This window comes from Dyadobacter sediminis (genome assembly GCF_005860765.1).
GTDB classification, from domain to species: domain Bacteria; phylum Bacteroidota; class Bacteroidia; order Cytophagales; family Spirosomataceae; genus Dyadobacter; species Dyadobacter sediminis.
In genome coordinates this window covers 667191-690944 of sequence record NZ_VCEI01000011.1, presented here as the reverse complement: position 1 = coordinate 690944, position 23754 = coordinate 667191, and the positions used below count along the sequence as shown (strand labels likewise).

20 protein-coding genes and 1 tRNA gene are annotated in these 23754 nt (G+C 45.4%); 14 read left to right on the top strand and 7 right to left on the bottom strand.

Going from position 1 to position 23754, the window contains the following annotated elements:
• Nucleotides 1–41 precede the first annotated feature (41 nt).
• Nucleotides 42–1442, top strand: a complete 1401-nt coding sequence (gene rlmD, locus FEM55_RS03695) for a 23S rRNA (uracil(1939)-C(5))-methyltransferase RlmD (RefSeq protein WP_138279949.1) — start codon at nt 42–44, stop codon at nt 1440–1442.
• Between the two features lie 77 nt (nt 1443–1519).
• Here the strand turns inward: rlmD and FEM55_RS03690 are convergent, their stop codons facing one another.
• From FEM55_RS03690 to dnaB, 3 genes are all read right to left on the bottom strand, one after another.
• Nucleotides 1520–1903 carry a hypothetical protein gene (locus tag FEM55_RS03690; protein WP_138279948.1) on the bottom strand — a complete coding sequence of 128 codons (384 nt, stop codon included), beginning with the start codon at nt 1901–1903 and terminating at the stop codon, nt 1520–1522.
• Between the two features lie 92 nt (nt 1904–1995).
• Nucleotides 1996–3321, bottom strand: coding sequence for a C10 family peptidase (locus FEM55_RS03685; RefSeq protein WP_138279947.1), 1326 nt, complete (start codon nt 3319–3321; stop codon nt 1996–1998).
• Nucleotides 3322–3453: 132 nt separating this feature from the next.
• Nucleotides 3454–5073: a replicative DNA helicase gene (gene dnaB / locus FEM55_RS03680; RefSeq protein WP_138279946.1), complete on the bottom strand. Its 1620-nt coding sequence runs from the start codon at nt 5071–5073 to the stop codon at nt 3454–3456.
• Nucleotides 5074–5319: 246 nt separating this feature from the next.
• Between dnaB and FEM55_RS03675 the strand changes: the two genes are divergently transcribed.
• From FEM55_RS03675 to FEM55_RS03665, 3 genes are read left to right on the top strand one after another with little or no spacing between them, the layout of a single operon-like run.
• On the top strand, nt 5320–6267 hold the full coding sequence (locus FEM55_RS03675; RefSeq protein WP_138279945.1) for a PhoH family protein: 948 nt from the start codon (nt 5320–5322) through the stop codon (nt 6265–6267).
• On the top strand, nt 6248–7534 hold the full coding sequence (locus FEM55_RS03670; protein ID WP_138279944.1) for a zinc-dependent metalloprotease: 1287 nt from the start codon (nt 6248–6250) through the stop codon (nt 7532–7534). Before FEM55_RS03675 ends, FEM55_RS03670 begins: the two co-directional genes overlap by 20 nt.
• A gap of 2 nt (nt 7535–7536) precedes the next feature.
• Complete coding sequence (locus FEM55_RS03665) at nt 7537–9315, top strand: ComEC/Rec2 family competence protein (protein WP_138279943.1); 1779 nt, start codon at nt 7537–7539, stop codon at nt 9313–9315.
• 16 nt (nt 9316–9331) lie between these two features.
• Here FEM55_RS03665 and FEM55_RS03660 read toward each other — a convergent pair whose 3' ends face one another.
• Nucleotides 9332–10420, bottom strand: coding sequence for a DUF922 domain-containing protein (locus FEM55_RS03660; protein WP_138279942.1), 1089 nt, complete (start codon nt 10418–10420; stop codon nt 9332–9334).
• A gap of 70 nt (nt 10421–10490) precedes the next feature.
• Here FEM55_RS03660 and FEM55_RS03655 point away from each other — a divergent pair, with 70 nt between their 5' ends.
• Nucleotides 10491–10982 carry a deoxycytidylate deaminase gene (locus FEM55_RS03655; RefSeq protein ID WP_138279941.1) on the top strand — a complete coding sequence of 164 codons (492 nt, stop codon included), beginning with the start codon at nt 10491–10493 and terminating at the stop codon, nt 10980–10982.
• A gap of 41 nt (nt 10983–11023) precedes the next feature.
• Here the strand turns inward: FEM55_RS03655 and FEM55_RS03650 are convergent, their stop codons facing one another.
• Complete coding sequence (locus FEM55_RS03650; RefSeq protein WP_138279940.1) at nt 11024–11539, bottom strand: FKBP-type peptidyl-prolyl cis-trans isomerase; 516 nt, start codon at nt 11537–11539, stop codon at nt 11024–11026.
• Between the two features lie 97 nt (nt 11540–11636).
• Here FEM55_RS03650 and FEM55_RS03645 point away from each other — a divergent pair, with 97 nt between their 5' ends.
• The 3 genes from FEM55_RS03645 to FEM55_RS03635 all read left to right on the top strand — a co-directional run bounded on the left by FEM55_RS03645 (nt 11637) and on the right by FEM55_RS03635 (nt 14273).
• Complete coding sequence (locus FEM55_RS03645) at nt 11637–12239, top strand: acyl carrier protein phosphodiesterase (protein ID WP_138279939.1); 603 nt, start codon at nt 11637–11639, stop codon at nt 12237–12239.
• A gap of 67 nt (nt 12240–12306) precedes the next feature.
• Nucleotides 12307–13326 carry a DNA polymerase III subunit delta gene (holA, locus tag FEM55_RS03640; RefSeq protein ID WP_138279938.1) on the top strand — a complete coding sequence of 340 codons (1020 nt, stop codon included), beginning with the start codon at nt 12307–12309 and terminating at the stop codon, nt 13324–13326.
• 41 nt (nt 13327–13367) lie between these two features.
• Nucleotides 13368–14273 carry a DNA-3-methyladenine glycosylase family protein gene (locus FEM55_RS03635; RefSeq protein WP_138279937.1) on the top strand — a complete coding sequence of 302 codons (906 nt, stop codon included), beginning with the start codon at nt 13368–13370 and terminating at the stop codon, nt 14271–14273.
• A gap of 34 nt (nt 14274–14307) precedes the next feature.
• On the opposite strand, the gene FEM55_RS03630 is transcribed toward FEM55_RS03635, so the two are convergent.
• Together FEM55_RS03630 and FEM55_RS03625 are read right to left on the bottom strand one after the other, a co-directional pair.
• A complete protein-coding gene (locus tag FEM55_RS03630) occupies nt 14308–16086 on the bottom strand; it encodes an ABC transporter ATP-binding protein (protein WP_138279936.1) in 1779 nt (592 codons plus the stop codon).
• Between the two features lie 162 nt (nt 16087–16248).
• Nucleotides 16249–16322: transfer RNA gene (locus FEM55_RS03625), tRNA-Met, on the bottom strand.
• Nucleotides 16323–16522: 200 nt separating this feature from the next.
• Between FEM55_RS03625 and FEM55_RS03620 the strand changes: the two genes are divergently transcribed.
• The 6 genes from FEM55_RS03620 (at nt 16523) to menD (ending at nt 23754) form a co-directional block, all read left to right on the top strand.
• Entirely contained in the window at nt 16523–16915 is a 393-nt protein-coding gene (locus tag FEM55_RS03620) for an START-like domain-containing protein (protein ID WP_138279935.1), read from the top strand.
• Nucleotides 16915–18414 carry an LptF/LptG family permease gene (locus FEM55_RS03615; RefSeq protein ID WP_138279934.1) on the top strand — a complete coding sequence of 500 codons (1500 nt, stop codon included), beginning with the start codon at nt 16915–16917 and terminating at the stop codon, nt 18412–18414. The genes FEM55_RS03620 and FEM55_RS03615 overlap by 1 nt, the downstream gene beginning before the upstream one ends.
• A 104-nt stretch (nt 18415–18518) precedes the next feature.
• Nucleotides 18519–18794 carry a 30S ribosomal protein S15 gene (gene rpsO / locus FEM55_RS03610; RefSeq protein WP_026628777.1) on the top strand — a complete coding sequence of 92 codons (276 nt, stop codon included), beginning with the start codon at nt 18519–18521 and terminating at the stop codon, nt 18792–18794.
• Between the two features lie 112 nt (nt 18795–18906).
• A complete protein-coding gene (gene pnp, locus FEM55_RS03605; protein WP_138279933.1) occupies nt 18907–21042 on the top strand; it encodes a polyribonucleotide nucleotidyltransferase in 2136 nt (711 codons plus the stop codon).
• A gap of 63 nt (nt 21043–21105) precedes the next feature.
• Nucleotides 21106–21969, top strand: coding sequence for a sigma-70 family RNA polymerase sigma factor (locus FEM55_RS03600; RefSeq protein ID WP_015810559.1), 864 nt, complete (start codon nt 21106–21108; stop codon nt 21967–21969).
• 75 nt (nt 21970–22044) lie between these two features.
• Nucleotides 22045–23754, top strand: coding sequence for a 2-succinyl-5-enolpyruvyl-6-hydroxy-3-cyclohexene-1-carboxylic-acid synthase (gene menD / locus FEM55_RS03595; RefSeq protein WP_138279932.1), 1710 nt, complete (start codon nt 22045–22047; stop codon nt 23752–23754).

Here is a 23754-nt window from a genome sequence, read left to right as displayed (position 1 = left end):
ATTTGTCCTATAAGGTTGAATCAGAATTTAAAAACAGGAATATGCTTAAGAATAATCAGTATGAGTACGTTGAAATTACCGATTTTGCGGCAGAAGGCAAATGTATATTTAAATCGGAAGACGGCGTAATTTTTGTAGAAGGCAATGTGGCTCCGGGTGACATAGTCGATCTTCAGGTGGTTAAAACAAAAAAGAAGTTAAAGGAAGCGATTGTAACCAGAATCCACAAGAAATCCGATCTGCGTACCGAACCTTACTGTCTGCACCATGATGTATGCGGCGGTTGCAAATGGCAGCACATTGCGTACGAGCACCAGTTGCATTTCAAGCGGCAACAGGTTATCGATCATTTTGAAAGGCTCGGAAAGATCAGGAATGTTGCTGTCAATCAGATCCTTGCGGCTCCAAAAACGGAATATTACCGGAACAAGCTGGAATTTACCTTTTCAAACTGGCGCTGGCTCACCAAGGAACAGATGGATTCCGGGCAGGTGTATTCCAAACATGCGCTCGGGTTTCATGTGCCCAAAAGATTTGATAAAATTTTTACGGTAAATCACTGCCATCTGCAGCCGGACCCATCCAATACGATCCGCAATTCGCTGCATCATTTCGGCGAACTGCATAACATTCCGTACTACGATGTACGCTTTAATAAAGGCACGTTGCGCAATTTGGTTGTGCGAACGGCCAATACGGGTGATGTAATGGTAATCGTGCAATTTGGCGAGCAGCATGACGAGGCCATTGAATTGGTGATGGAATACCTCAAAAAAACGCATACCGAAATTACGTCGCTGAATTACATCGTAAATCTGAAAGGAAACGATTCGTATCAGGATCAGGAAGTAATCAATTATTCGGGAGAAAAATTCATCCGGGAAACCATGGAAGACCTGACGTTTCTGGTCGGGCCCAAATCTTTTTACCAGACCAATTCGGAACAGGCGTATCAATTGTTCAGTGTGGCACGGGAATATGCCGGACTGACGGGAAATGAATCCGTGTACGACCTTTATACCGGAACCGGGACCATTGCCAATTTCGTGGCAAGAAGAGCAAAAAAAGTAGTCGGCATAGAGTATGTGGAGGCAGCTGTGGAAGATGCACGCCGGAATTCCGAACTGAACGGCATAAGCAATACGTCATTTTTTTCGGGCGATATGCGCTGGATTATGAATGAAAATTTCCTGATGCAGCATGGCAAACCGGACGTCATTATTACCGATCCGCCGCGTGCGGGTATGGATGTACCGGTTGTGGAAACGATCCTGAAAGCAGAACCGCAAAAAATTGTTTATGTCAGCTGCAACACCGCCACACAGGCGCGCGATCTGGCATTGATGTCGGAGCACTATGAAGTAACCAAAGTCCAGCCTGTGGATATGTTCCCGAACACACATCATGTCGAAAACGTGGCATTGCTGGTTCGGAAAAATTAAGGCAAATACAATGAGCAAGCAACAACCCGGAATCACCAGTTCCGGGTTGTTGCATTTGATGCCGCATATTGCTCTGTTTAAAACTGGCTTGGAAGCAACTCATAATACGTCCAAACGGTGTCAGCAGCTGGATTGTAATCACCCGTCATAATTTCACTGGTAACCAGTCGTTGCAAGCCTCTATCTTTAATATGTTCCACTGTGCAGCGAATGGTTCTATGTTCCTTGGTAGTGGCGGAGATGCCTTTAAAGATCTTGATTCCCTTTTTCTTTTTTCCCAGCCAATAATCGTCTTTCAGATAAATGGTATCCATGATTTTATCATTTACCGTCAGAATCATCGTGTCACCTTTAAATTCCAGTGTCTGGTAGTTTACACGATCAAAGAAAATGGAAGTTTTGCTTTTGGTATAATAACGCCGTTCGGCTTCTTGCTTCACATCATATGTTTGTGAAACCATAACAATGTTAAATGGATACTCGCAGGAAGAAATCAGAAGACTTAGAACAAAAAAACGCGTGTATTGATATTTAAATGGCTTCATATAATTGCTCATGGCCGCATGCCAAGGGTTACGTTTAAGGATGTGTCATAATTTACTTTATCACCAATAAAATTTCCCATGGCATACCATCCATTATCTTTGCCTCCCCAGCCCCAGTTGAGGTAATACATGTTATACGTCCACGCCATGCAGGTAGGTGACCCATTTAGATCAACCACGCCGTGTAAAATCGTCTCCCGAATACCCACCATGACCCAAATATGCCAATTGTCAAAGCCTAGAGTGGTGTTTGTACCGTCCATAATGACCGGATGTCCGCTCATTAATTCCGAACGAACCTGGTTTGTTGAATTATTAAAATTAACCCAGCTTCCTGGATTGGAATATCCGGCTGCTTGAAAAGCAGTTTTGATATCTTTCCTCCATGTCATCGTGTTGCAGTTCAGAAAATTATAGTCAGATTCTGCAAACATCCCCGCAACCCGAATCATATTGGCGATCTGCATGTCATTTGGGTTAACAGAAGTGCAGCTAATTGTTGACCTTACATCTTTTAATGGAAAATTATAGTTTAATACAGGTCCGGGCGCAATGGAGTAAGTTTTGGGTTTCTGGTTACACTTTGCATTCCAGACTTGAGCTATTGCAACTGCTCCGCAACCTGCATATGCATAAGAGCATTTACCACAAGATCTTGTTGGACAATACATGTTGTAAACTTCATCCTGCCTCCAAATTGATGTAATCAGCAGTCCGCTGTCATAGTAAGTATCCGGCGGACAGTAATACGGATCGACAGGCGGTTCGTAATCAGGTGTTTCGGATAGCAGACTGGTTTTATTTTCATTCAGTTTTTTCCACATCAGGGCGATGCCTTTTTCCGGAACTTTCATTCTTTTTGTTCCTTCGGAAACTTCTTTTTTGACACGCTCAAACCAGATCCCCGGACCGGGATTTTCTCCTTCCAGACTGAAAGTTCCGCTGTCGCTTTTTGCAAGAACGGGAACAACGCGCTTGTCCGCAGCAAGGATCACAAATCCATGTTCCGCACTTTGATCTGATTCAAAATGAATGACATGCATCAGCGGATTGCCTGCATCATCATACAAAGTTTTAACATTCCAGACCCGTCTGGGTACGGAATGAACCGAACTTTCCTTTAAACGCAGCTTTTCATTTCCAGCCATGTTTTGATTTTCATCTTTTTTCAGGAAGTTACGGGCCAGTTCAGCCGCATCTTTATCGCTGACTGAAAGGGAATTGCTGTGAATAGCCGCAGGATTATTGGGCGTAAGACTTTCATGCCGGCTGCATTGCAGCAGCAAGGCGGACAAGAAATAAAGACAGGTAAAAAGGGTAGTTTTTTTATTCATACAGCATGTGTTCAGGCAACAACACTGCTATATGAAGGAATTATCTCAGAACAGAACCATGAACAGGATGAATACTTACCAAGCGGCAAGTCTCAGTTTTCAAACGGTATTTGTTTTATACAAATTCGCACATCAGAATGGCGGTTCACTGTCCGGGCCTTTGTAATCAAAATTGCTCAGATCGTTGGCGCGGCTTCTCAAAGTTCCGCCTCCGCCCGCCGGTGCCGGCTTGCTCTGACTTTCAAAAGATGCAATCGGATTGGTTGTTTGCAGGGGCCGGTCAACAGAGAAAGGTGCCGGTGTAAACTGTGAATCCAGATCGGCAAATTTGGTATACTTTCCGATAAACCGCAGCTGAATGGTATCGAGTGACCCGGCACGGTTTTTGGCCAGAATTACTTCTCCGATGCCAGCTACCGAATTACCGGATTCGTCTTCCGTAATACCATAGTATTCAGGGCGATAAAGGAAAATAACCATATCGGCATCCTGCTCGATAGAACCCGATTCACGCAAATCGGAAAGTTGAGGACGTTTTTCACCGCCGCGAGTTTCCACGGCACGGCTAAGCTGCGACAACGCAATCACCGGAACATCCAGCTCTTTGGCCAGGTTCTTAAGCGAGCGCGAGATCATGGCAATTTCCTGCTCCCGGTTACCTGCGCCTTTGCCGCCTGTATCACCCGTCATCAGCTGAAGATAATCGATAACAATCATCTGTATATCATGCTGTGCTTTCAGACGGCGGCATTTGGCGCGCAGTTCCAGAATGGAAAGCGCCGGCGTGTCATCAATAAAAATAGGCGCGTTGGTCAGACGGTGAATGCGGTGGTGAAGCTGTTCCCATTCGTGCGGTGCAAGGCTTCCTTTCCTGATTTTTTCACTGTCAATTTCTGCCTCTGCTGAAATAAGCCTGTTTACAAGCTGTACAGACGACATTTCAAGGGAAAATATAGCCACCGGCATATTAAAGTCGACCGCAGCGTTACGGAGAGAAGAAACCACAAAAGCGGTTTTTCCCATACCCGGCCGTGCAGCCAGAATCATGAGTTCCGTTTTCTGCCATCCGGAAGTAAGCCGGTCCAGCGCACTGAAACCGGAAGGAACACCGGTCAGACCGTCTTTATTGTTCTTTTTCTGATCCAGTTCGGCCAGAGCCTGGCGCATCAATGCGCCCATATCGGCGTAATTTTTCTTGATGTTGGATTCCGAAATCGAAAACAGCGCCTGTTCCGTTTTGTCCAGCAGCCTGAACACGTCGGTCGTATCTTCAAAAGCATCACGCTGGATCTCGGAAGCCACCTTGATCAGTTCGCGTTTGATAAAGGCTTGTGAAATAATACGCGCATGGAATTCGATGTTGGCTGCGGAGTTCACTTTGGAAGTAAGCTCCATGATGTAAGCTGCCCCGCCGATCAGTTCCAGCTCGCCGGTGCTGCGCAGCTTGGAAGTAACGGTAAGCATATCAATCGGCTCGGAATCAGCAAAAAGCGTTATGATTGCCGTGTAAATCCGGACGTGTGCTTCTTTGTAAAAGCTGTCCGGACGCAGAATGTCGGCAACGGCTGTCAATGCGTCTTTTTCGATCATTAAAGCACCCAGAACAGCTTCCTCGAGATCAATGGCCTGAGGAGGTAACTTACTGAAAGTCTGTTCGATAGCTGGTGTACGGGTGCCGTAGGGCTTCTTGGCAGCAATACCTTGCTTTGATCCTGCTCTTGAGTAGTTATTGGGTGCTTTTTCGTTTTCCATGTTAAGACAAAGTTAATGATTGCACCGTGTGAACAAAAGAAAGATCAGCTAACTTGAATCAAATAAATATTTTCAAAAAAGGTTGTTTTTTCTGTATATCTGATAATGAAAGAGTTGGTTGGAATATATTCATTTTTCCGGTTGAGTTTTGATATTATAATTGCAAAAACGCGTTTTATGTTTTATAAATGTGGTTATTATTACTAAATTTTAGAACAAATAGACAAACACTAAACTTTAATTCATTTGCTGGAAAAAATCATAACGCTCGAAGACGTTTCCATGGTGGATTTTCTGGGTATTCACAATTCGAATATCAAGGAAGTCGCCGCCGCTTTCCCGGAAAGTAAAATCATTTCACGCGGAAACGAGATCCGCATTCAGGGAACTGCTCCCGAAATAATCAGAATCACAGATGTAATGGATTCATTGCTTGCGCATTATCAGAAGTATGGAAAAGTGACCAACGATAATGTAAAAGGATATTTAAACGGAATTTCCAAAACAAGTACCAAGACCGGTGAGGATGATGACGATGTCATTATTTACGGCAATAAAGGGCTTGTCGTAAAGGCCAAGACGCCGAACCAGAAATTACTCGTTGAACAGGCTGCCAAATATGACCTTGTATTTGCAGTGGGACCGGCGGGAACAGGAAAAACGTACACAGCCGTGGCCATTGCTGTACGGGCATTGAAAAATAAGGAAGTCAAGAAAATTATCATTACACGCCCTGCCGTGGAAGCAGGAGAGAACCTCGGATTTCTGCCAGGCGATCTGAAAGAAAAAATAGATCCCTACCTGAGACCTATCTATGACGCACTGGATGATATGATCGCGCCCGAAAAGCTGAAATTGTATCTGGAAAGCCGTGTGATTGAAATAGCGCCGCTGGCTTACATGCGCGGACGTACGCTGAACAATGCATTTATCCTGCTTGACGAAGCGCAGAACACGACGCCGATGCAGATGAAAATGTTCCTGACGCGGATGGGCCCGAGTTCAAAAGCAATCATTACCGGTGATAAATCGCAGATCGATTTGCCCAAAAATCTAAAATCCGGCCTGATCGATTCACTGAATGTTTTAAAAGGAATCAAGGGCATCAGTTTTGTGGAACTGGACGGTTCTGATGTGGTCAGACACCGCCTTGTCAAGGATATACTAGCAGCATATGAAAAATCGGAGCAGTAAACTTTTTTCAGGGCTATTCCTGATCTTGTATTTTTTCACACAGGCAACGGCCCAGGAAAAAGATTCCGGCGTGCAGCGGTGTGCCACTACACAGCTGGATTCGCTGAAAATGCTCCGAAACCCGGCACTTGCAAAGTCCAGGTCCAGGTCCGAAGATCTGATCCGGGAACGGATTCTTATGAACCGTTCCCGGCTCCGGACTTCTGCAGACGATATAGTGACCATTCCGGTTGTCGTTCATGTTGTGCATGATCAGCAAAACAACCGGATCGGCGGTTCCGGAAATGCCAATATCACCGCTGAACAGATCCAGAGCCAGATTGACGTTCTGAATGAAGATTACGGCAATACATCCGGTTACAAAGGCTATTATACCGATTCGCTTGCCGTGGATACCAGAATCCGTTTCAAACTGGTTACAATTGTCCGGACCTATAACGAAAAATCGCAGTTCAGTCCGTTGTCCGATGCCGATGAACTTGCCGAAATCTCTGCTTCCTGGTTTACAAATCGTTACCTGAACATCTGGGTTTGCCGGCTTTCGGACCGGTACCTTGGAACTTCGCAGTTTCCCGTAGTAACGGATATCAACGACAAAACTGCCGGGTTAGGAACAGCGGAGGATGAAACAGACGCGCAGACTGACGGAGTAATCATTGATTTCCGCTATTTCGGCAGAAATTCCGAAGCCATTACGAGTTCCATTTACAATCTCGGCCGTACTACAACGCACGAAGTAGGGCACTGGCTAGGACTGATCCATACGTGGGGCGATACGGCATGCGGTACGGATTACTGTAATGATACACCAACGGCTTTTACAAAGAATGAAACGACCGACCTTTCCTGTTCGCCTGTTTTTTCGGAATGCAACGGCATTACATCCCGGAATATGATCGAAAATTACATGGATTATTCGCCGGATGCATGCATGAGCATATTTACAAACGATCAGAAGGAGCGGATGCACGCGGTTCTGGAGCTGAGTCCGAGAAGGGCAAAGCTGGTTGAATATTCCAGGATTACGACTGATCAGATGATTGTGGAACTGTACCCGAATCCGGTCAGCGATTACCTTACAGCCAATGTTTTTACGCCGGATTACGAACCGTTCACCGTTAGCGTATACAATCAGAAAGGCCAGAAAGTGACAGAAGATCAGGTAAACGGCACGTTTCTGAATGTAACCAATTTTTCCGGCGGTATTTATTTTTTCAAGGTAAAAACGAGCAAGGAAACAATTACCAAAAGGTTTATGGTTAAGTAATTATGTTGTCCCGTGCTCCTTTTGTCAGTATTGTTGCGGTTCTGGTAACAGGTATTTTGCTGAGTGGGTATTTTACAACTATTTTGCCTCCGCAATATGCCGCATATGCAGCAGCAGTCTTACTGATACTTTCCGCCCTGTTTCATTTCAAACACAGAAAAACAGCTTTCTCAGTCAGTTTTTCTGTGTTTTTGCTTTTTACGGGTATTTACGTAAGGATTTTTCAGGATAACAAACTGAATGCAGAACTGAACGCTTTGCAGCTGAACTCCTACTCTGATTACGAGCTGGAAATAAAAACCTTGCCGGAAAAAAGACAGCAATCCGTCCGCATGGAAGCAACCGTTCACCGGATTCTGAGTTGTGGGAAATGGATCCCGGTTTCTGCAAAAGCTTTGGTCAGCATTCCGACCGATGCGGAAAGCATACCGGAAGTTGGTGACCGGCTTGTCGTGCATGGCAACATGAAAGTACCGGAAGCGCCGGCAAACCCGTTTCAATTTGATTACCGCAGGTATCTCAGGAATAAAGGCATTCAGTGGACGGTTTTTCTTCCGGACGGCACTTTTGCCATTTTACCTAAAACAGCAATTCAGGATGGCCCGGGTTTGTGGAGCCTGAAAGTATCGGAATGGGCGGATCATGAATTCCGGAAAAACATGACTGACGATCGTTCATACGGGCTGGTGAAAGCCATGCTGCTCGGACGTCGGGATGACCTTCGTTCGGATCAGGTGGATGATTATACGACCTCCGGAACTGTTCACATCCTTTCCGTTTCGGGCATGCATGTGGCCATTATTTTTCTGACAGTCAGCTTTTTATTGGGCTGGATGAAGCGCTGGAAATACGGGAAAATGCTTTATCTCGTAACCAGTATTTTGATGCTTGGATTTTATGCGCTGGTTACGGGTATGCCGCCGTCTGTACAACGCGCGACGCTGATGTGCATTGTTTTTGTGGTTGCGGAAGTATTCGGCAGAAAGCAGCATGCGGTGAATACGCTGGCTGTTTCCGCATTTCTGATCCTGTTTTTTGATCCGTATGCCTTGTATGACGTTGGCTTTCAGCTTTCCTATCTTGCCATGACGGGTATTTTTCTTTTGTATGAACCCATTTGCAGCATTTTTGCTCCGACCCATCGTGTAATCAGATTTACATGGCAGATTACCGCACTTTCCTTTGCTGCACAACTGGCTACTTTTCCAATCAGCCTCTATTATTTTCACCAGTTTCCAAGCTATTTCTGGCTGGTAAATCCGTTTGTCATTGCGTTCACGAATGTGCTGCTTCCTGCTGCGTTGCTGTTGCTGGTGGTCAGTTTTGTAAATGTATTCTGGTTGCAGACGGCCGTTAACTTTGTGGTGGACATTTCTGCTCGGCTGACCAATATTTCCGTTGCCATACCTAAAAAACTGCCGGGTTTTCTGATTGAAAACTTGAATCTGAATATGCCTGAAGTGCTGATGCTGTACGTTCTGCTGTTTCTGGTCTGGTATGCGTATCAATCGCGTGAATACGTTTACCTCAAATATGCCTACGCACTGGTCTTCATTTTTATAAGCTGCGCAGTTTCCGGCAGCATGATAACTTTTCTTAAAGAAGACACGATTATTTATGCCATTCCCGGTCATTCCGTTATGGGTTTCAAGAAAAATGCAAGACTTTATCTGGTAGCGGACAAAGCTTTCAGGCGTGACACAAATGCATATGATTACTACGTCAGAAATTACGTGGCAAATCAGGAAATTGACAAAACCATCTTCATTTCAGATCAGTAGCCATCCGCTTGAAATTTTACTGAACCGCATAAACGGCCGCAATCTGCTCAGCGATTTTCCGGTCCCAGCTTGCCTGCGCCGCGCCGTTCAGGCCATGACCCGTTTCTCCGTCATACTGCTCCTGATCATCGTTCATTTGCCTGAATGCTTCCAGGAACTGGTACTGGATTTCACTGTCATAATCTTCAATCGTCAGATCTGCCTTGCGCAGCCTTTCCTTGAATTTCTCCACAACCAGTCGTGTGATGTCAAAATGGATCTGTTCGTGGCGCAAAGTACTTGCGTTGCGTGCTTCCGGCCGGCCCCATGACATGCTTTTGACCATGAAGATTTTCAGCCCGATTTCAACAACCAGATCGTCTTCTTTTGGATAGGAGCGGCCTTCATAGCCGAAACTTGTAAAAACAGCCGCTGCATACCGGCTTCCGGGCTTTCCGTTGCGGACTTTGAAATCATCCCAGACGAGCGGCCTTTTCGGAGAATAAAAAACCGTATCCGAGTCGTTGTCCTGTTGGGTAATTTCCTTGAAAACAAGCTGAAGGTTTCTGGTCAGTGCAGGATTTTTGCCGGAATTTGTTGCCATCCATTTCTGAAAATGCGTCAGTGCCTGATCCACAAGCTGCTTGACAAGCCGCTGATATTCATATTCCTTTTCCGGTCTTGTATAACTTGCCGCCGTCTGATAGCCGGTCAGTTCAACCGGCTGCATATTCCGGTACCAGCGGAATTTTACCGAAAGCCTGATCTCGCCCGTTACCTTGTTGGGTGCAACCCTTTTTTCATTGACGGAAAGCTCTTTTACGGTGATGATCAGCGGAAGCCACGTCTGCTCTTTTTTCGGTGCTGCAAACGTCCAGTAATTGTACAGTTCGCGGTCGGTTCTGGCAGGAAATACAACCGGCACCTCCTTGCCAAGTGCAATGACTTTTCCCAATCCTGCGCCAGGTATAATCCGTTGATCTTCTACGTCCTCGATGTAAAATTTGTAATTTTTAAATAACGCCAAAGACTCTTTTGCAAGGTTCAGTACGATTTTGTCCTGCTGGCTGTAAGCACAGGAAAAGGTAAAAACCAGAAGGAAGGCCAGCAGCGTGCCTTTGATCATACTTGGTATTCTGTATGGAATCCCAGCTGCATTTATATAAGTTTGCATGTATATTCTATTGGAAAAACGAATGACTTTACTTACAACGAATTTGCGGCCGGAATTTGATGATATTTACATGGAACTGGCTAAAAATCTTGCCAAACGTTCCCATTGCATCAAAGCGCAGGTAGGAGCCGTTCTGACAAAAGATACGCGCATTATTTCAATCGGGTACAACGGGCCGCCGGCGGGAACACACAACTGCGATGAGGAATTTCCCGAAACGGGCTGTCCGAGGGATGCAAAAGGAAGCTGTTCGCTAGCCTTACATGCCGAACAGAACGCGATTTTGTTTGCTGTAAAAAATGGTTCCAACATTGAAGGTTCCACACTCTTCGTAACGTTGGCCCCGTGCATTGCATGTGCGCGGGTAATCTATACCATGAAAATCAAAAAAGTGATCTTTCTGCATTCCTATGCAGCCTACAAGGGAATTACGGTAGAAGAAGGCGTAGAGTTTCTGAGGCGGTTCGGGGTGGAAGTGGAGCAGTACGGTGCAAAATACAGGGTTAATGGGTAAATCCGTTTTCAGGGGGAATCCGGATTTACTCATTTCTTTTTCTAGTGATGATGCACACCACCGGTTCCGTGAATGTGGCCATGGCTGATTTCTTCCTGCGTGGCATTTCTGATTGAAAGGATTCTGCCTTTAAAGTGCATTTCTTTTCCTGCGAGCGGATGGTTGAAGTTCATAATGACAACCTGATCCTGTACTTCGACAACCTGTCCGTGCATACGCTCGCCGTCTTCGTTGGTCATCGGAATGATGTTACCGATCTGCAGCAACTCGTCCTGGTTTACGTCCTCCATCTGAAAAACGGCTTTGGGCAACTCTACAATCGCTTCTTCATCAAAGTCGCCGTAACCTTCTTCCGGTGAAACGGTGAATTCGAAATGATCGCCTTCTTTCAGTCCTTCGATCTGGTTTTCGAAACCTTCGGGAAGGCCGCTGATTCCTTGTATAAAATACATCGGATCCTCTTCGGTAACTACTTCAACAACATCGGTTTCACCTTCTGAATCGGGAATCCTGAGGCTGTATATCAATGAGATTACGTTATTTTTTTCGACTTTCATTTGCTAGTTTGGTTAAAATAATGGTTGTTGTAAAAAATTGTTCCATCTTAAATACGTCTGAACAAACGTACGGCAATTTTATTAAAATGCCATTTATATGAATTTTTTAGCTCATATTCTGCTGTCAGGAAACCAGGAAGGCGTGATCATGGGAAATTATGTCGGCGATTTCATTAAAGGGCTTTTAACAGAAGAAAAAACCAAGGACTGGAATCCGCAATACGTGCTCGGGCTGAAACTGCACCGCTTTATTGATTCATTTACGGACACACACGAATTGGTCAGAGAAGCGAAAATCAGGGCTGCCAGATCAAACGGAAAACTCGCCGGGATTGTCACGGATATCTATTTTGACTACTTTCTGGCCAGGTACTTTCAGGATTATGCTTCTGAACCGCTGCCTGTTTATGCACATCATTTCTATACGATCGTTGAAAAAAACGAGCATCTGATCCCGCCGGGCATGGTACCGATGGTGCATTCCATGATCCGGCAGGACTGGCTTACGGAATATGCAACGCTGGACGGCATCGATCTTACCTTTCAGCGTTTGTCCAGACGGGCCGGTTTTCTGGCCCCGATCCGGACGGCTGTTTCAGAGCTCCGGGAGCACGAGGATTTTTACCACGAAAAATTTAATCGTTTTTTTCCTGAACTTCAGATGCAATCCGCCCGGTTTATTTCCGGGAATGAGCACTAACTTTGCAACTTTGTTGAATCGAATCACTGCGTAAACAATATATTGGCCGGCTCGCCGGAAACTGACAATGGCCCAGACACCGGAAACAATCCTGAAAGAAATTAGAGGCAAGAAGTTCAAACCGCTGTATTTTATTCACGGCGACGAACCTTATTACATTGATGCAATTGCCGACGAACTTGAAAAACGCGTGGTTCCCGAAGCGGAAAAAGGGTTTAACCAGTTTATCATCTATGGTAAAGACACGGACCTGACCGGCGTGCTGGGGTATGCGCGCAGGTTTCCGTTTATGGCCGAAAGGCAAATCGTCATTGTAAAAGATGCGAACAAGCTCGGCGGAATCGAACAGAAAGAGCAGCAGGCCAGGCTGGAAGATTACGCCCTGAACCCAGCAGCGAGTACCGTGCTGGTGCTTTGCTTTCATGCAAATGCGGATGAAAGAAAGTCTTTTATCAAGGCCATCGGCACGCATGGCGCCGTCGTGCAGTCCAAAAAGATGTACGACAATAAACTGCCGGACTGGGTTGCTGCTTTCTGTCAGCAGGAAGGCGTCAAAATAAGTCCCAAAGCCATTCAGATGCTTGTGGACAACATTGGCAACGACCTGAAAAGGCTTTCCAATGAAGTCCGTAAAATCATGGTGAATCTGCGCGTGGATGAAGGGATCGATGCCGCGGCGGTGGAACGGTTTGTAGGCATAAGCAAGGAATACAATGTTTTCGAATTCCAGAAAGCATTGATGCAGCGCGATGTATTGAAAGCCAATCAGATCGCCTCGTACTTTTCGGCTAATTCCAAAGACAATCCATTGTCGCCCATTCTGATTATCCTGTATAATTTCTTTGCAAAATTGCTGCTGGCACATGCCAGCAAGGACAAATCGGAAAAAGGCCTTGCCGCAGAACTGGGCGTGAACCCGTATTTTGTAAAGGATTATTTGCTTGCCATCCGGAATTATCCGCTGCCCAAAGTGGCGCATGTCATCCATTATCTGCGCGAATGCGACAGCCGGCTCAAAGGACTGGACGGCGTAAGCATTCCGGAAAGTGAACTGCTGAAGGAGCTCGTTTTTAAAATTGTACATTAAGTCGCCTTGCAGCCGTTTAGGAACTGCAGTAAACAGCATTCATGAATTCTGACCAAACGTTTTTAATACCCGTCCCGTCCCTTTTCAGTTTTGACGAATGTCTCTGGTTTCTGGACAGGAATTACGACGACTGCCTGCATGTAATCAAGGGCAAAGTTTTGTATAAAGCCGTTAAAATAGGAGCGGAGCCGGTTTTGTTTTCCATAGAAGCGGAAAGCAGTTTTCTCAAAGTAACGGTGCTGGCGGGAGAAGCTTCCAGAGAAAACAAGGATTTCCTGATTGCATACATCGCGGAATGGTTTGATATGAACCGGAATATCCAGCCATTTTATGACCTTCTGAAAACAGACGGGCAGCTGGCATACATGACCGAGACATACGAGGGTTTTCGGCTGATCGGCATATATAATATTTTTGAAGCCATTTGCTGGTGCATTGTGGGCCAGCAGATCAACCTGAGTTTTGCGTATAAGGTTAAAAGGAGGCTTGTGGAGCGTTATGGTGAAAAAGTGAACTATGAAAACGAATCGTACTACATTTTTCCTGATCCCGAAGTGCTGTTGCAAGCCGATCTGCAGGAACTGAAAAGCATGCAGTTTTCGGAAAGGAAGGCACTTTATGTCATCGGCATTGCCAAAGCATTTCATGAAGGAACGCTGGATAAGGAAGCCATCCGGATGCTGCCGGATTTTGATTCCAAAGTAAAAGTGCTTACCGCGCACAAAGGCATCGGATTATGGACAGCCAACTACGCCCTGATGAAATCCCTGCACGAATCGCAGGCCATTCCACATGGCGACATCGGGCTTTTGCAGGCATTGGCCAACAATGGCATCATCGGTGACAGGAGCGAGACGGACAAAATAGATGCGCTCTTCAGCAGCTTTGCCGGATGGGAAAGTTACCTTGTATTTTATCTGTGGCGCAGTCTTACCGTCCGGATCTAAGCTGGGAGAAATGCATTGTACTTGTCGTATGTTTTCAGGCCGAAAGAACCTGATCGTCTTTGCGTTCACCGATCTGCTGCCGCCACATGGCATAATATAGCCCTTTTTCTTCAATCAGGGAAAGATGGCTGCCGGTTTCCACGATATGGCCTTTTTCAAGCACATAAATCCGGTCTGCATGCATGATCGTGGACAAGCGGTGCGCAATCATGACCGTAATATGCTGGCGCTGATCAGTGATGTTCCGGATCGTGTTTGAAATTTCTTCTTCCGTAAGAGAATCCAGTGCAGAAGTTGCCTCGTCAAATATAATCAGGTGCGGAACGCGGAGCAGCGCACGGGCAATGGACAAACGCTGGCGCTCGCCGCCGGAAAGTTTCAGCCCACCCTCGCCGATTACCGTATCAATCCCGTTTTCGGCTCTGGAAAGCAGGTTGTAGCAGGCCGCTTTCATCAGCACGTCCTGGATCATTTCATCCGTTGCTTCCGGATTAACAAAAAGCAGGTTTTCCTTGATGGTGCCCGAGAACAGCTGCGTATCCTGCGTTACAAAGCCGATTTTATTCCGGATCTCGTCAAAATCGATGTTGTTGCCGTTGTGATTATTATAGAATACAGATCCGGAATTCGGATGATATAAACCCACGAGCAGCTTCACCAACGTTGTTTTGCCGGAGCCGGAAGGACCTACAAATGCGATGGTTTCGCCTCTTTTAACCTGAAAGGAAATATCATCCAGCGCAGGTCTTGTGGCGGACTGATGCTGAAAACGCACCTGCTCAAAACGCAGCGATTCGATGCTTGCAATCCTTTCCGGATTTTCGGGTTTGTGCTCAACGGGTCTTGCAAGCAAAGTCTGCAGGTTGTTCAGTGACGCTTCTGCTTCGCGGTAGGAAAGAATCACATTGCCCAGTTCCTGCAGCGGTCCGAAAATGAAAAAGGAATAGAACTGCATCATCATCATTTGTCCGACCGTAATCTGGTCACGGAAAACAAAAAAGAGCAGCGCAAACATGATACATTGCTGCAGGAAATTCACGAAAGTACCCTGAATAAAGCTGATGGAACGGATGCTTTTTACTTTCCGCAGTTCCAGTTTCAGGATTTTGAACGTGGTTGTATTGAGCCGGGTAATTTCCTGCTGCGTCAGTCCGAGGCTTTTTACAAGCTCTATATTCCGCAAAGATTCCGTAGTGGAACCTGCGAGCGAAGTCGTTTCCTTTACAATATTTTTCTGGATTGCCTTGATTTTACGGCTGAGTACGCTGGTCAGAATGGCCAGGACAACCGCTCCGACCAGGTAAATGACCGGCAGCATCGGGCTTAGCCTGAAAGCCACGATGACCACGAAAACAATTCCGACGAGCGTCGCAAAAAGCACATTGACAAAGCTGGTGATAAACTTTTCACAATCTGCTCTGACTTTCAGCAGGACCGACAAGGTTTCGCCGCTGCGCTGGTCTTCAAAATCCTGAAAAGGAAGTCTGAGCGCATGCCGCAGGCCATCCGTATAAAGATTGGCACCGAATTTCTGAATGACGACATTCAGTACGTAATCCTGAAAAGCTTTTGCGATCCGTGATACCATGGCTACGCCGATAATCATCAGCAAACCAATAAGTACGCCCCGGAAAAAAGCATCGTTCAGCCCGTTATCCCGGAAATACTTCGCCTTGTTGGCATAAGGATCAATCAGGTAATTACCCAGAATGTACGGGTTCAAAAGCGAAAAAATCTGGTTGATTGCTGCCAGGACAAGAGCCAGGAAAATGAGGCCTTTATACCGGCTGAGGTATTGTATCAGTAATTTCATATGCTCGTGAGGATTCGGTGGCTTTGCCTAACACAGTAAACCGAAAGTTCCGAATTTTAATTCTCGGAAAAGCGCAAACTAATGTGCTTTGACGGCGAAAAACCCGGAATATGCAGGCATTAAAACAAAAAAGACATCCCGGAGAGGATGTCTGTATGCAAGTAGCGGGGAGCAGAATCGAACTGCCGACCTTAGGGTTATGAATCCTACGCTCTAACCATCTGAGCTACCCCGCCGTCTTAATTGTGGTGCAAAAGTATGTTAAATAAATTTACAATACAACCTGTTTTTCAATTTTAAAATGATTTCTGCGTTACGTATACCGAAGCAAATGAAGACGGAGCACTTTTATGGTTGAATTATGCTATATTACAACTTTTAAAATTCCGGATGCAATGCATTGGGGTTAAGGATTATCTATTTAATTCAAGTTCCTATGGAAAAATATAAATTTATTACCGAATTCGAATTACGTTCCTCTCCGAAAGTATTATTTCCATATATCTCCACACCATCAGGACTGGAACGCTGGTTTGCTGAAAAAGTGACGGTTCTGCCGGATCACCGGTTTGATTTTCAGTGGGATGGAGACAGTCATATTGCCAGGCAGACCGGAATGCGGATCAATAAAGCGGTACGGTTTGATTTTGAAAATACGAGTGACAATAATCTTGACAATAACCATGTGGAACTAAAACTGGAAGTTAGCGAGTTAACCCAGACAACCTTTCTGCGTGTGATTGATTATTCGTCGAACCCGGACCAGGATGAGCTGGCGTCTTTGTGGGAAGGATTTATTGATAATCTTAGAGAAATAGTAGGCAGTTGATGAAAAAGCTGGACAAGCTTATATTGAAGTCCTTTTGGGGGCCGTTTGTAATTACCATGTCTGTTGTGGTCTTCGTGTTTCTGATGCGGATCATGATTTTTTATATTGATGATTTTGTATCCAAAGACCTGGGCATTACGGACTATGCGCAGCTTTTTTTCTTTTTCAGCCTGATCACCGTACCTACGGCACTTCCCCTGGCCATGCTGCTTTCTTCTCTGATGGCATTCGGAAACCTGGGTGAATTCTTTGAGCTGACTGCCATCAAGAGCGCAGGCATATCGGTTGTCCGTGCCATGGCGCCGCTCTTTATCGTGGCCGTTTTGATCAGTCTTTTTTCTTTTTATTTCAACGACCGCATTTCTCCGTGGGCCAATCTGAAAGGGTACAGTCTGCTGTACGATATCAAAACCACAAAGGCCACACTTAAAATCAAGGAAGGTATTTTTTACAATGATTTGCCGGGATACAGCATTAAAGTAGACGAGAAAGAGGAAAACGGCAAGCTTAAGAAAATGGTTATTTACAAGCACAACAACCGTTCTTATGAATTCGGAAATACCGAAGTGATCCTTGCGGATTCGGGACGGATGTATTCCATCAATGAAAACCGGTATCTGGTTATTGAGCTTTACAATGGGACGCGCTATACGGATGAAGTCAGTTCGGGCAATTCAAGGCCGGCGTATACGACACTGGCAATTGGTCCCGGCAGTATGCCGCGTTATTCCAATTTCAGCCGGAATTCCTTCAAGCATTACCGGCTGACGGAAAGTCTGGCCTCTTTCGGTATGAAAAGGACGGACGAAGGCCAGTTCAAATACCATGAGTTCATGAAAAATATCAGCGATCTGACCTCAACGGCGGATTCCCTTCGCAACTCCTATGACGAAACGAAGAAAAACCTGGTTTCGGGAAGTCAGCAGTATTATTCGTACAATTTCCGTGAGGGAACGGACAAGACGATCAAAAAAGGGCCGTGGATTGATTCTTTGCTGGCCAGACCCGTTTCGGACAGTTTAAAAAAAGAAATCCTGCAGAATACGAGAAGTGCAGCCAACAGCATGCTGGGCTACGCCAAATCGCAGACGGAATACCTGCAGACCAAACTGAAAGATGCCAACAAGTACGAATTGGAAAAACACCATAAATACACACAGGCATTGTCGTGTCTGATCATGTTCCTGATCGGGGCGCCGCTGGGTGCCATTATCAAAAAAGGCGGCTTCGGGGTTCCGGTCCTTGTGTCGATTATCTTTTTCATCCTGCTTTACGTTTTAAGCAACCAGGGCGACAAATGGGTGAAGGAAGGATTGCTGATTGTGCCCGTAGGAGCGTGGATCGCCAATACTTTTCTGTTCCTGACCGGCCTGTATTTCATTGACCGTGCCCGGAGCGATTCAAGGCTTTTTGAGAAAGATGTTTACATCATGCTGGGAAAAAGAATTAAAAGTGCATGGACCAGTAGATTCGGGAAAGCACGGCTTATTGAATCATAGTAAAATTATATTTTTTAATTCAGTTCAAAAATCGTAATTTTGCAACCTTATTTACGGCAGGGTGCTGTAAAATACTTACAAATACTTAATCTGTTGTTACAATCATGTATTTAACCGCGGAAAAGAAGACGGAGATCTTCGAATCGAAAGGTTTTAAAAAAGAAGGCGGAGACACCGGCTCTGCTGAATCACAAATTGCTTTATTTACGTACCGTATCAATTATCTGAACGAGCACCTTAAAACGCACAAGAAAGATAACGACACAAGACTTGGACTTCTTAAAATGGTAGGAAAGCGCAGAAGACTGCTGGATTATCTTTATAAGAAAGACATTAACCGCTACCGTGCAATTATTGCCGAATTGAACATACGTAAGTAATTTAAGATCAGGGAACTTCAGCTAAATGTAAGTTCCCTGATTTTTTGCGGAAAATTAACAAACATCAAGAACGTCAGGACGGCGTTTCGCAGCTACAAAAATCAAATATTCTATGCTCTTTAATATAGTTAACAAGACTATAACCTTACCTGATGGCAGGGAAATCACAATTGAAACAGGAAAATTAGCAAAACAGGCGGATGGATCAGTGGTTGTCAGAATGGGCAATACCATGCTGCTCGCAACGGTTGTTGCTAATAAAGATATAAAAGAGGGTCTGGATTTTTTACCCTTGTCTGTTGATTATCAGGAGAAATTTGCTTCCGCCGGAAGAATTCCCGGAAGCTTTCAGCGTCGTGAAGGAAAATTGTCGGATCATGAAGTACTGATCAGCCGTCTGGTTGACCGTGTACTGCGTCCGTTGTTCCCGGATGATTACCATGCTGAAGTACAGGTTAACCTCCTTTTGATTTCCGCAGACCAGACCGCATTGCCGGACGCGCTGGCTGCACTGGCGGCTTCTGCTGCACTGGCTGCTTCGGATATTCCGTTCAACGGTCCGGTTTCGGAAGTACGTGTTGCCAAAGTGGACGGGGAATACGTGATCAATCCCGGTTCTGCGGAACTGGAACGTGCTACCCTGGAACTGATGGTGGGCGCTACTTACAATGACATCGCCATGGTGGAAGGTGAAATGAGCGAAGTATCAGAAGAAGAAGTAATCGAAGCACTTAAAGTTGCACATGCAGCCATCAAAGACCAGTGCGTTGCATTGAAAGAATTTGAAGCTGCTGTCGGTAAAACAGAAAAAAGAGAATACGTAGGCGACGAGTCTGATGAAGAACTGGAAGCTCGCGTAAGATCTTTTTGCTATGATAAAATATATGTCGTTGCACAAGGCGGCTCTACCAACAAGCAGGTTCGTAAAGACGGCTTCAAAGGAGTTTGGGAAGAATTTGTTGCCTCAATTCCGGAAGAAGAAGAATTTAACAAAGGACTTGCCAAGCGTTATTTCAATGATCTGGTTTGGGAAGGCTCACGCCGCCTGGTGCTGGACGAAAGAAAACGTCTGGACGGACGCAAGCTGGATGAAGTAAGACCAATTGCTTCTGAAGTGGATTTTCTTCCGAACGCACACGGATCGGCACTTTTTACAAGAGGAGAAACGCAGTCGCTGACCACCGTTACGCTCGGAACGAAAAACGATGAGCAGATTGTGGATACGCCGATGAAGTACGGTTACAGCAAATTCCTGCTTCATTATAATTTTCCGGGTTTTTCAACCGGTGAAGTAAAACCAAACCGTGGACCGGGCCGCCGGGAAGTAGGTCATGGAAATCTTGCTTTGCGTGCATTGAAAAAAGTATTGCCGCCACTGGAAGATAATCCGTATACCATCCGTATTGTATCCGATATTCTAGAATCAAACGGTTCGTCTTCCATGGCTACCGTTTGTGCCGGATCGCTTGCATTGATGGATTCAGGCCTTAAAATAAAAGCGCCGGTTTCCGGGATTGCAATGGGTCTGATTTCAGATGAAGCAACGGGCAAATACGCGGTTCTTTCCGATATTCTTGGTGATGAAGATCATCTCGGCGACATGGACTTCAAAGTAACCGGTACTGAAAACGGGATTACGGCTTGTCAGATGGATATGAAAGTGAACGGACTTTCGTTCGAAGTACTGACAGAAGCGCTGATGCAGGCCAAAGCAGGCCGGCTGCATATTCTGGGTGAAATGAACAAGACCATTCAGGAAAGCCGTCCGGATCTGAAACCGCATACGCCTCGTGCCGTGGTTATCAAGATTGACCGCGAAATGATCGGAGCGGTAATCGGGCCTGGCGGAAAAGTAGTTCAGGACATTCAGAAAGAGTCCGGAGCCACCGTTTCCATTGAAGAAAAAGATGGCGCCGGCTTCGTAAGTATATTCTCGGCCGACAAGACTTCCATGGATAAAGCAGTTTCCCGAATCAAAGGAATCATCCTCGTTCCGGAAATCGGCGAAGTATATACCGGAAAGGTAAAATCAATTATGCCATTTGGTGCATTCGTGGAATTTTTACCCGGAAAAGACGGTTTGCTGCATATATCTGAAATAAAATGGGAACGTCTCGAGAAAATGGACGGCGTTCTTGAAGTAGGAGAAGAGATTCAGGTAAAACTGGTTGAAATAGACAAAAAAACCGGGAAATACCGTTTATCACGTAAAGTGTTACTGCCAAAACCGGAGAACAAAAACGAGTAAAATGTTGTTTTCTGTAAGGACAGTAGTTAATGTCGTTGTATATACATATTAATAAAAGAATAGATGAGACAGCTAAAGATCAGTAAGCAAATTACCAACCGGGAAAGTCAGTCACTAGATAAGTATTTGCAAGAGATCGGTAAGGTGGATTTGTTAACGCCGGATGAGGAAGTGACGTTAGCTCAAAAAATAAGGGATGGTGACCAGCTTGCACTGGAAAGACTGACCAAAGCCAATCTTCGTTTCGTGGTTTCTGTTGCCAAACAGTACCAGAATCAGGGTTTGTCCTTGGGTGACCTGATCAACGAAGGAAATCTGGGTCTGATTAAGGCTGCTCAGCGTTTTGATGAAACAAGAGGTTTTAAATTTATTTCATACGCTGTTTGGTGGATTCGCCAGTCCATTCTTCAGGCACTTGCAGAACAATCCAGAATTGTACGTTTACCATTGAACCGTGTAGGTTCTCTGAATAAAATCTCCAAGACTTTTTCAGAACTGGAACAGCGCTTTGAGCGTGAGCCGTCACCTGAAGAACTGGCGGAAGTACTTGAAATTTCATCTTCAGAAGTGGTGGATACTATGAAGATTTCCGGAAGGCATGTTTCGATGGACGCGCCTTTTGTTCAGGGAGAAGAAAACAGTCTGCTGGATGTTCTGGAAAACGACCTGGAAGACAAGCCGGATTCAGGGCTTGTGAATGAATCGTTGCGCAAGGAAGTTCAGAGAGCCCTGTGCACGCTGACCCAACGCGAAGCCGATGTTATTGCCCTTTATTTCGGTCTGAATGGCGAGCATGCAATGACTTTGGAAGAAATTGGCGAGAAGTTTAACCTGACTCGTGAAAGAGTTCGCCAGATCAAGGAAAAAGCCATCAGAAGGCTGCGCCATGTTTCCAGAAGCAAAGCTTTGAAGACTTATCTGGGTTAATTTGCTTAACATATCCGTTTATTTCTGAATATTTCATTTAAATAGCCTCTTTCCGAGGCTATTTTCATTTGCAGTATGGCTATTTTACAACCACTTATTGATCTTGCCGCCGTTTGCTATCGGAAAGGAATCAGGCATGTTGTTATATCTCCGGGATCGCGCAGTGCAGCTTTAACGCTGGCTTTTACGCGTTATAAAGGGTTTTCTTTACACGTATGTATGGATGAACGATCAGCGGGATTTATTGCGCTGGGAATGGCCCAGCAACTGGGTATGCCGGTGGTATTGATCTGTACTTCCGGCAGTGCAGCTTACAATTATGCGCCCGCCGTTTCAGAAGCTTTTTTTCAGCAGGTCCCGTTACTGGTTTTATCCGCCGACAGACCAAAAGAATGGCTGCATCAATATGACGGGCAAACCATTTATCAGACGGAAATCTTCGGCAAGCACGTTAAAAGGTCGTTTGAATTTTCAACCGAGTACGAGCATAAGGATGTAAAATGGGCTATTAACCGCATGGCCAATGAAGCGGTTAACCTTGCGGGAATGGTTCCCATGGGCCCGGTACACATTAATGTTCCGATTCGTGAGCCATTTTACCCGTCCGGCTCGGAATCTTTTCAGGAGTCCGAGTATATCCGGATTATTGAAAGGCCAAATTCTGCTGTCATTTTTCCGGAGTCTGTTTGGCACGGGCTGTTGAACGAATGGGATGAATCGCCTAAAATCCTGATTGCCGGCGGCCAGAACAAGCCTGATCCTGAACTGAAAAAGATGCTCAAAACGATCTCGGAAGAATGGGACATTCCTGTTCTCGGAGATTGTATCACCAATATACGAGATGATGAATTTATAGAAAGCCATGATCTGTTCTTACCGGATGCAGGTCAGGAACTGGTGCCGGATTTACTGGTTACATTCGGACTGTCATTTATTTCAAAAGAATTCAAGCAATTTATCCGTAAAAACCCGCCGCGCCGACACTGGCACATAGGAGAAGATGATTTCCTGACCGATCCGACGCAGTCCCTTACAAAGCAGCTTCCGGTTTCAGCGGACTACTTTTTCAAAAATTTATTTGACCGTATTGACAATCAGTTGTTTATCCAGAATTCAGAACCTGAAACCGAAGCTGCATTCAAACAGAAATGGCTTCAACTGGAATACCGATCCAGATCTGAGAAGGCTGTTTTCCTTCAAAATATAGATGCGTTAAATGATCTAACGTCGTTAGATAGAATTTTAAGGTATTCAGATGCATCTTATCAGTTACATGTGGCAAATAGTATGTCTGTTCGCTACGTTAATGCTATGGGAGTAAACGATGCTGTGTCCGGTGTCTTCTGCAATCGCGGAACAAGCGGCATTGACGGCTGTGTGAGCACTGCCATCGGAGCAGCAATGGTCAACAAACAGAACACGCTGCTGATCGTTGGTGATGTAGCATTTTTGTATGACCGCAACGGATTGCTTGTTGCTCCGTTGCCATCAAATTTAAAAATCGTTGTCATCAACAATGCCGGCGGCAATATTTTCCGGATGATCGAAGGCCCCGGGGCTTTGCCGGAAATGGAGACTTATTTCGAAACCCGGCATGCCTTTACAGCGGAAAGAACCTGTGAGGATTCCGGAATAGCCTATTTCAAGGCAACTGACATGGGTTCGCTGCATGCAATATTACATGCGTTTTGGGAAAACCAGACAATCAGTCTGCTGGAAATCTTTACCGATCCGTATGAAAATGAAAAAGTATGGAAATTACTGAAAGGATTATTGCGGTCCTGA

Bases quoted from the DNA above. Each gene is read 5' to 3' on its own strand.
- rlmD (WP_138279949.1), top strand. From the start codon at position 42: ATGCTTAAGAATAATCAGTATGAGTACGTTGAAATTACCGATTTTGCG.
- FEM55_RS03690 (WP_138279948.1), bottom strand. From the start codon at position 1,903: ATGGTTTCACAAACATATGATGTGAAGCAAGAAGCCGAACGGCGTTAT.
- FEM55_RS03685 (WP_138279947.1), bottom strand. From the start codon at position 3,321: ATGAATAAAAAAACTACCCTTTTTACCTGTCTTTATTTCTTGTCCGCC.
- dnaB (WP_138279946.1), bottom strand. From the start codon at position 5,073: ATGGAAAACGAAAAAGCACCCAATAACTACTCAAGAGCAGGATCAAAG.
- FEM55_RS03670 (WP_138279944.1), top strand. From the start codon at position 6,248: ATGAAAAATCGGAGCAGTAAACTTTTTTCAGGGCTATTCCTGATCTTG.
- FEM55_RS03665 (WP_138279943.1), top strand. From the start codon at position 7,537: ATGTTGTCCCGTGCTCCTTTTGTCAGTATTGTTGCGGTTCTGGTAACA.
- FEM55_RS03660 (WP_138279942.1), bottom strand. From the start codon at position 10,420: ATGATCAAAGGCACGCTGCTGGCCTTCCTTCTGGTTTTTACCTTTTCC.
- FEM55_RS03655 (WP_138279941.1), top strand. From the start codon at position 10,491: ATGACTTTACTTACAACGAATTTGCGGCCGGAATTTGATGATATTTAC.
- FEM55_RS03650 (WP_138279940.1), bottom strand. From the start codon at position 11,539: ATGAAAGTCGAAAAAAATAACGTAATCTCATTGATATACAGCCTCAGG.
- FEM55_RS03645 (WP_138279939.1), top strand. From the start codon at position 11,637: ATGAATTTTTTAGCTCATATTCTGCTGTCAGGAAACCAGGAAGGCGTG.
- holA (WP_138279938.1), top strand. From the start codon at position 12,307: ATGGCCCAGACACCGGAAACAATCCTGAAAGAAATTAGAGGCAAGAAG.
- FEM55_RS03635 (WP_138279937.1), top strand. From the start codon at position 13,368: ATGAATTCTGACCAAACGTTTTTAATACCCGTCCCGTCCCTTTTCAGT.
- FEM55_RS03630 (WP_138279936.1), bottom strand. From the start codon at position 16,086: ATGAAATTACTGATACAATACCTCAGCCGGTATAAAGGCCTCATTTTC.
- FEM55_RS03620 (WP_138279935.1), top strand. From the start codon at position 16,523: ATGGAAAAATATAAATTTATTACCGAATTCGAATTACGTTCCTCTCCG.
- FEM55_RS03615 (WP_138279934.1), top strand. From the start codon at position 16,915: ATGAAAAAGCTGGACAAGCTTATATTGAAGTCCTTTTGGGGGCCGTTT.
- rpsO (WP_026628777.1), top strand. From the start codon at position 18,519: ATGTATTTAACCGCGGAAAAGAAGACGGAGATCTTCGAATCGAAAGGT.
- pnp (WP_138279933.1), top strand. From the start codon at position 18,907: ATGCTCTTTAATATAGTTAACAAGACTATAACCTTACCTGATGGCAGG.
- FEM55_RS03600 (WP_015810559.1), top strand. From the start codon at position 21,106: ATGAGACAGCTAAAGATCAGTAAGCAAATTACCAACCGGGAAAGTCAG.
- menD (WP_138279932.1), top strand. From the start codon at position 22,045: ATGGCTATTTTACAACCACTTATTGATCTTGCCGCCGTTTGCTATCGG.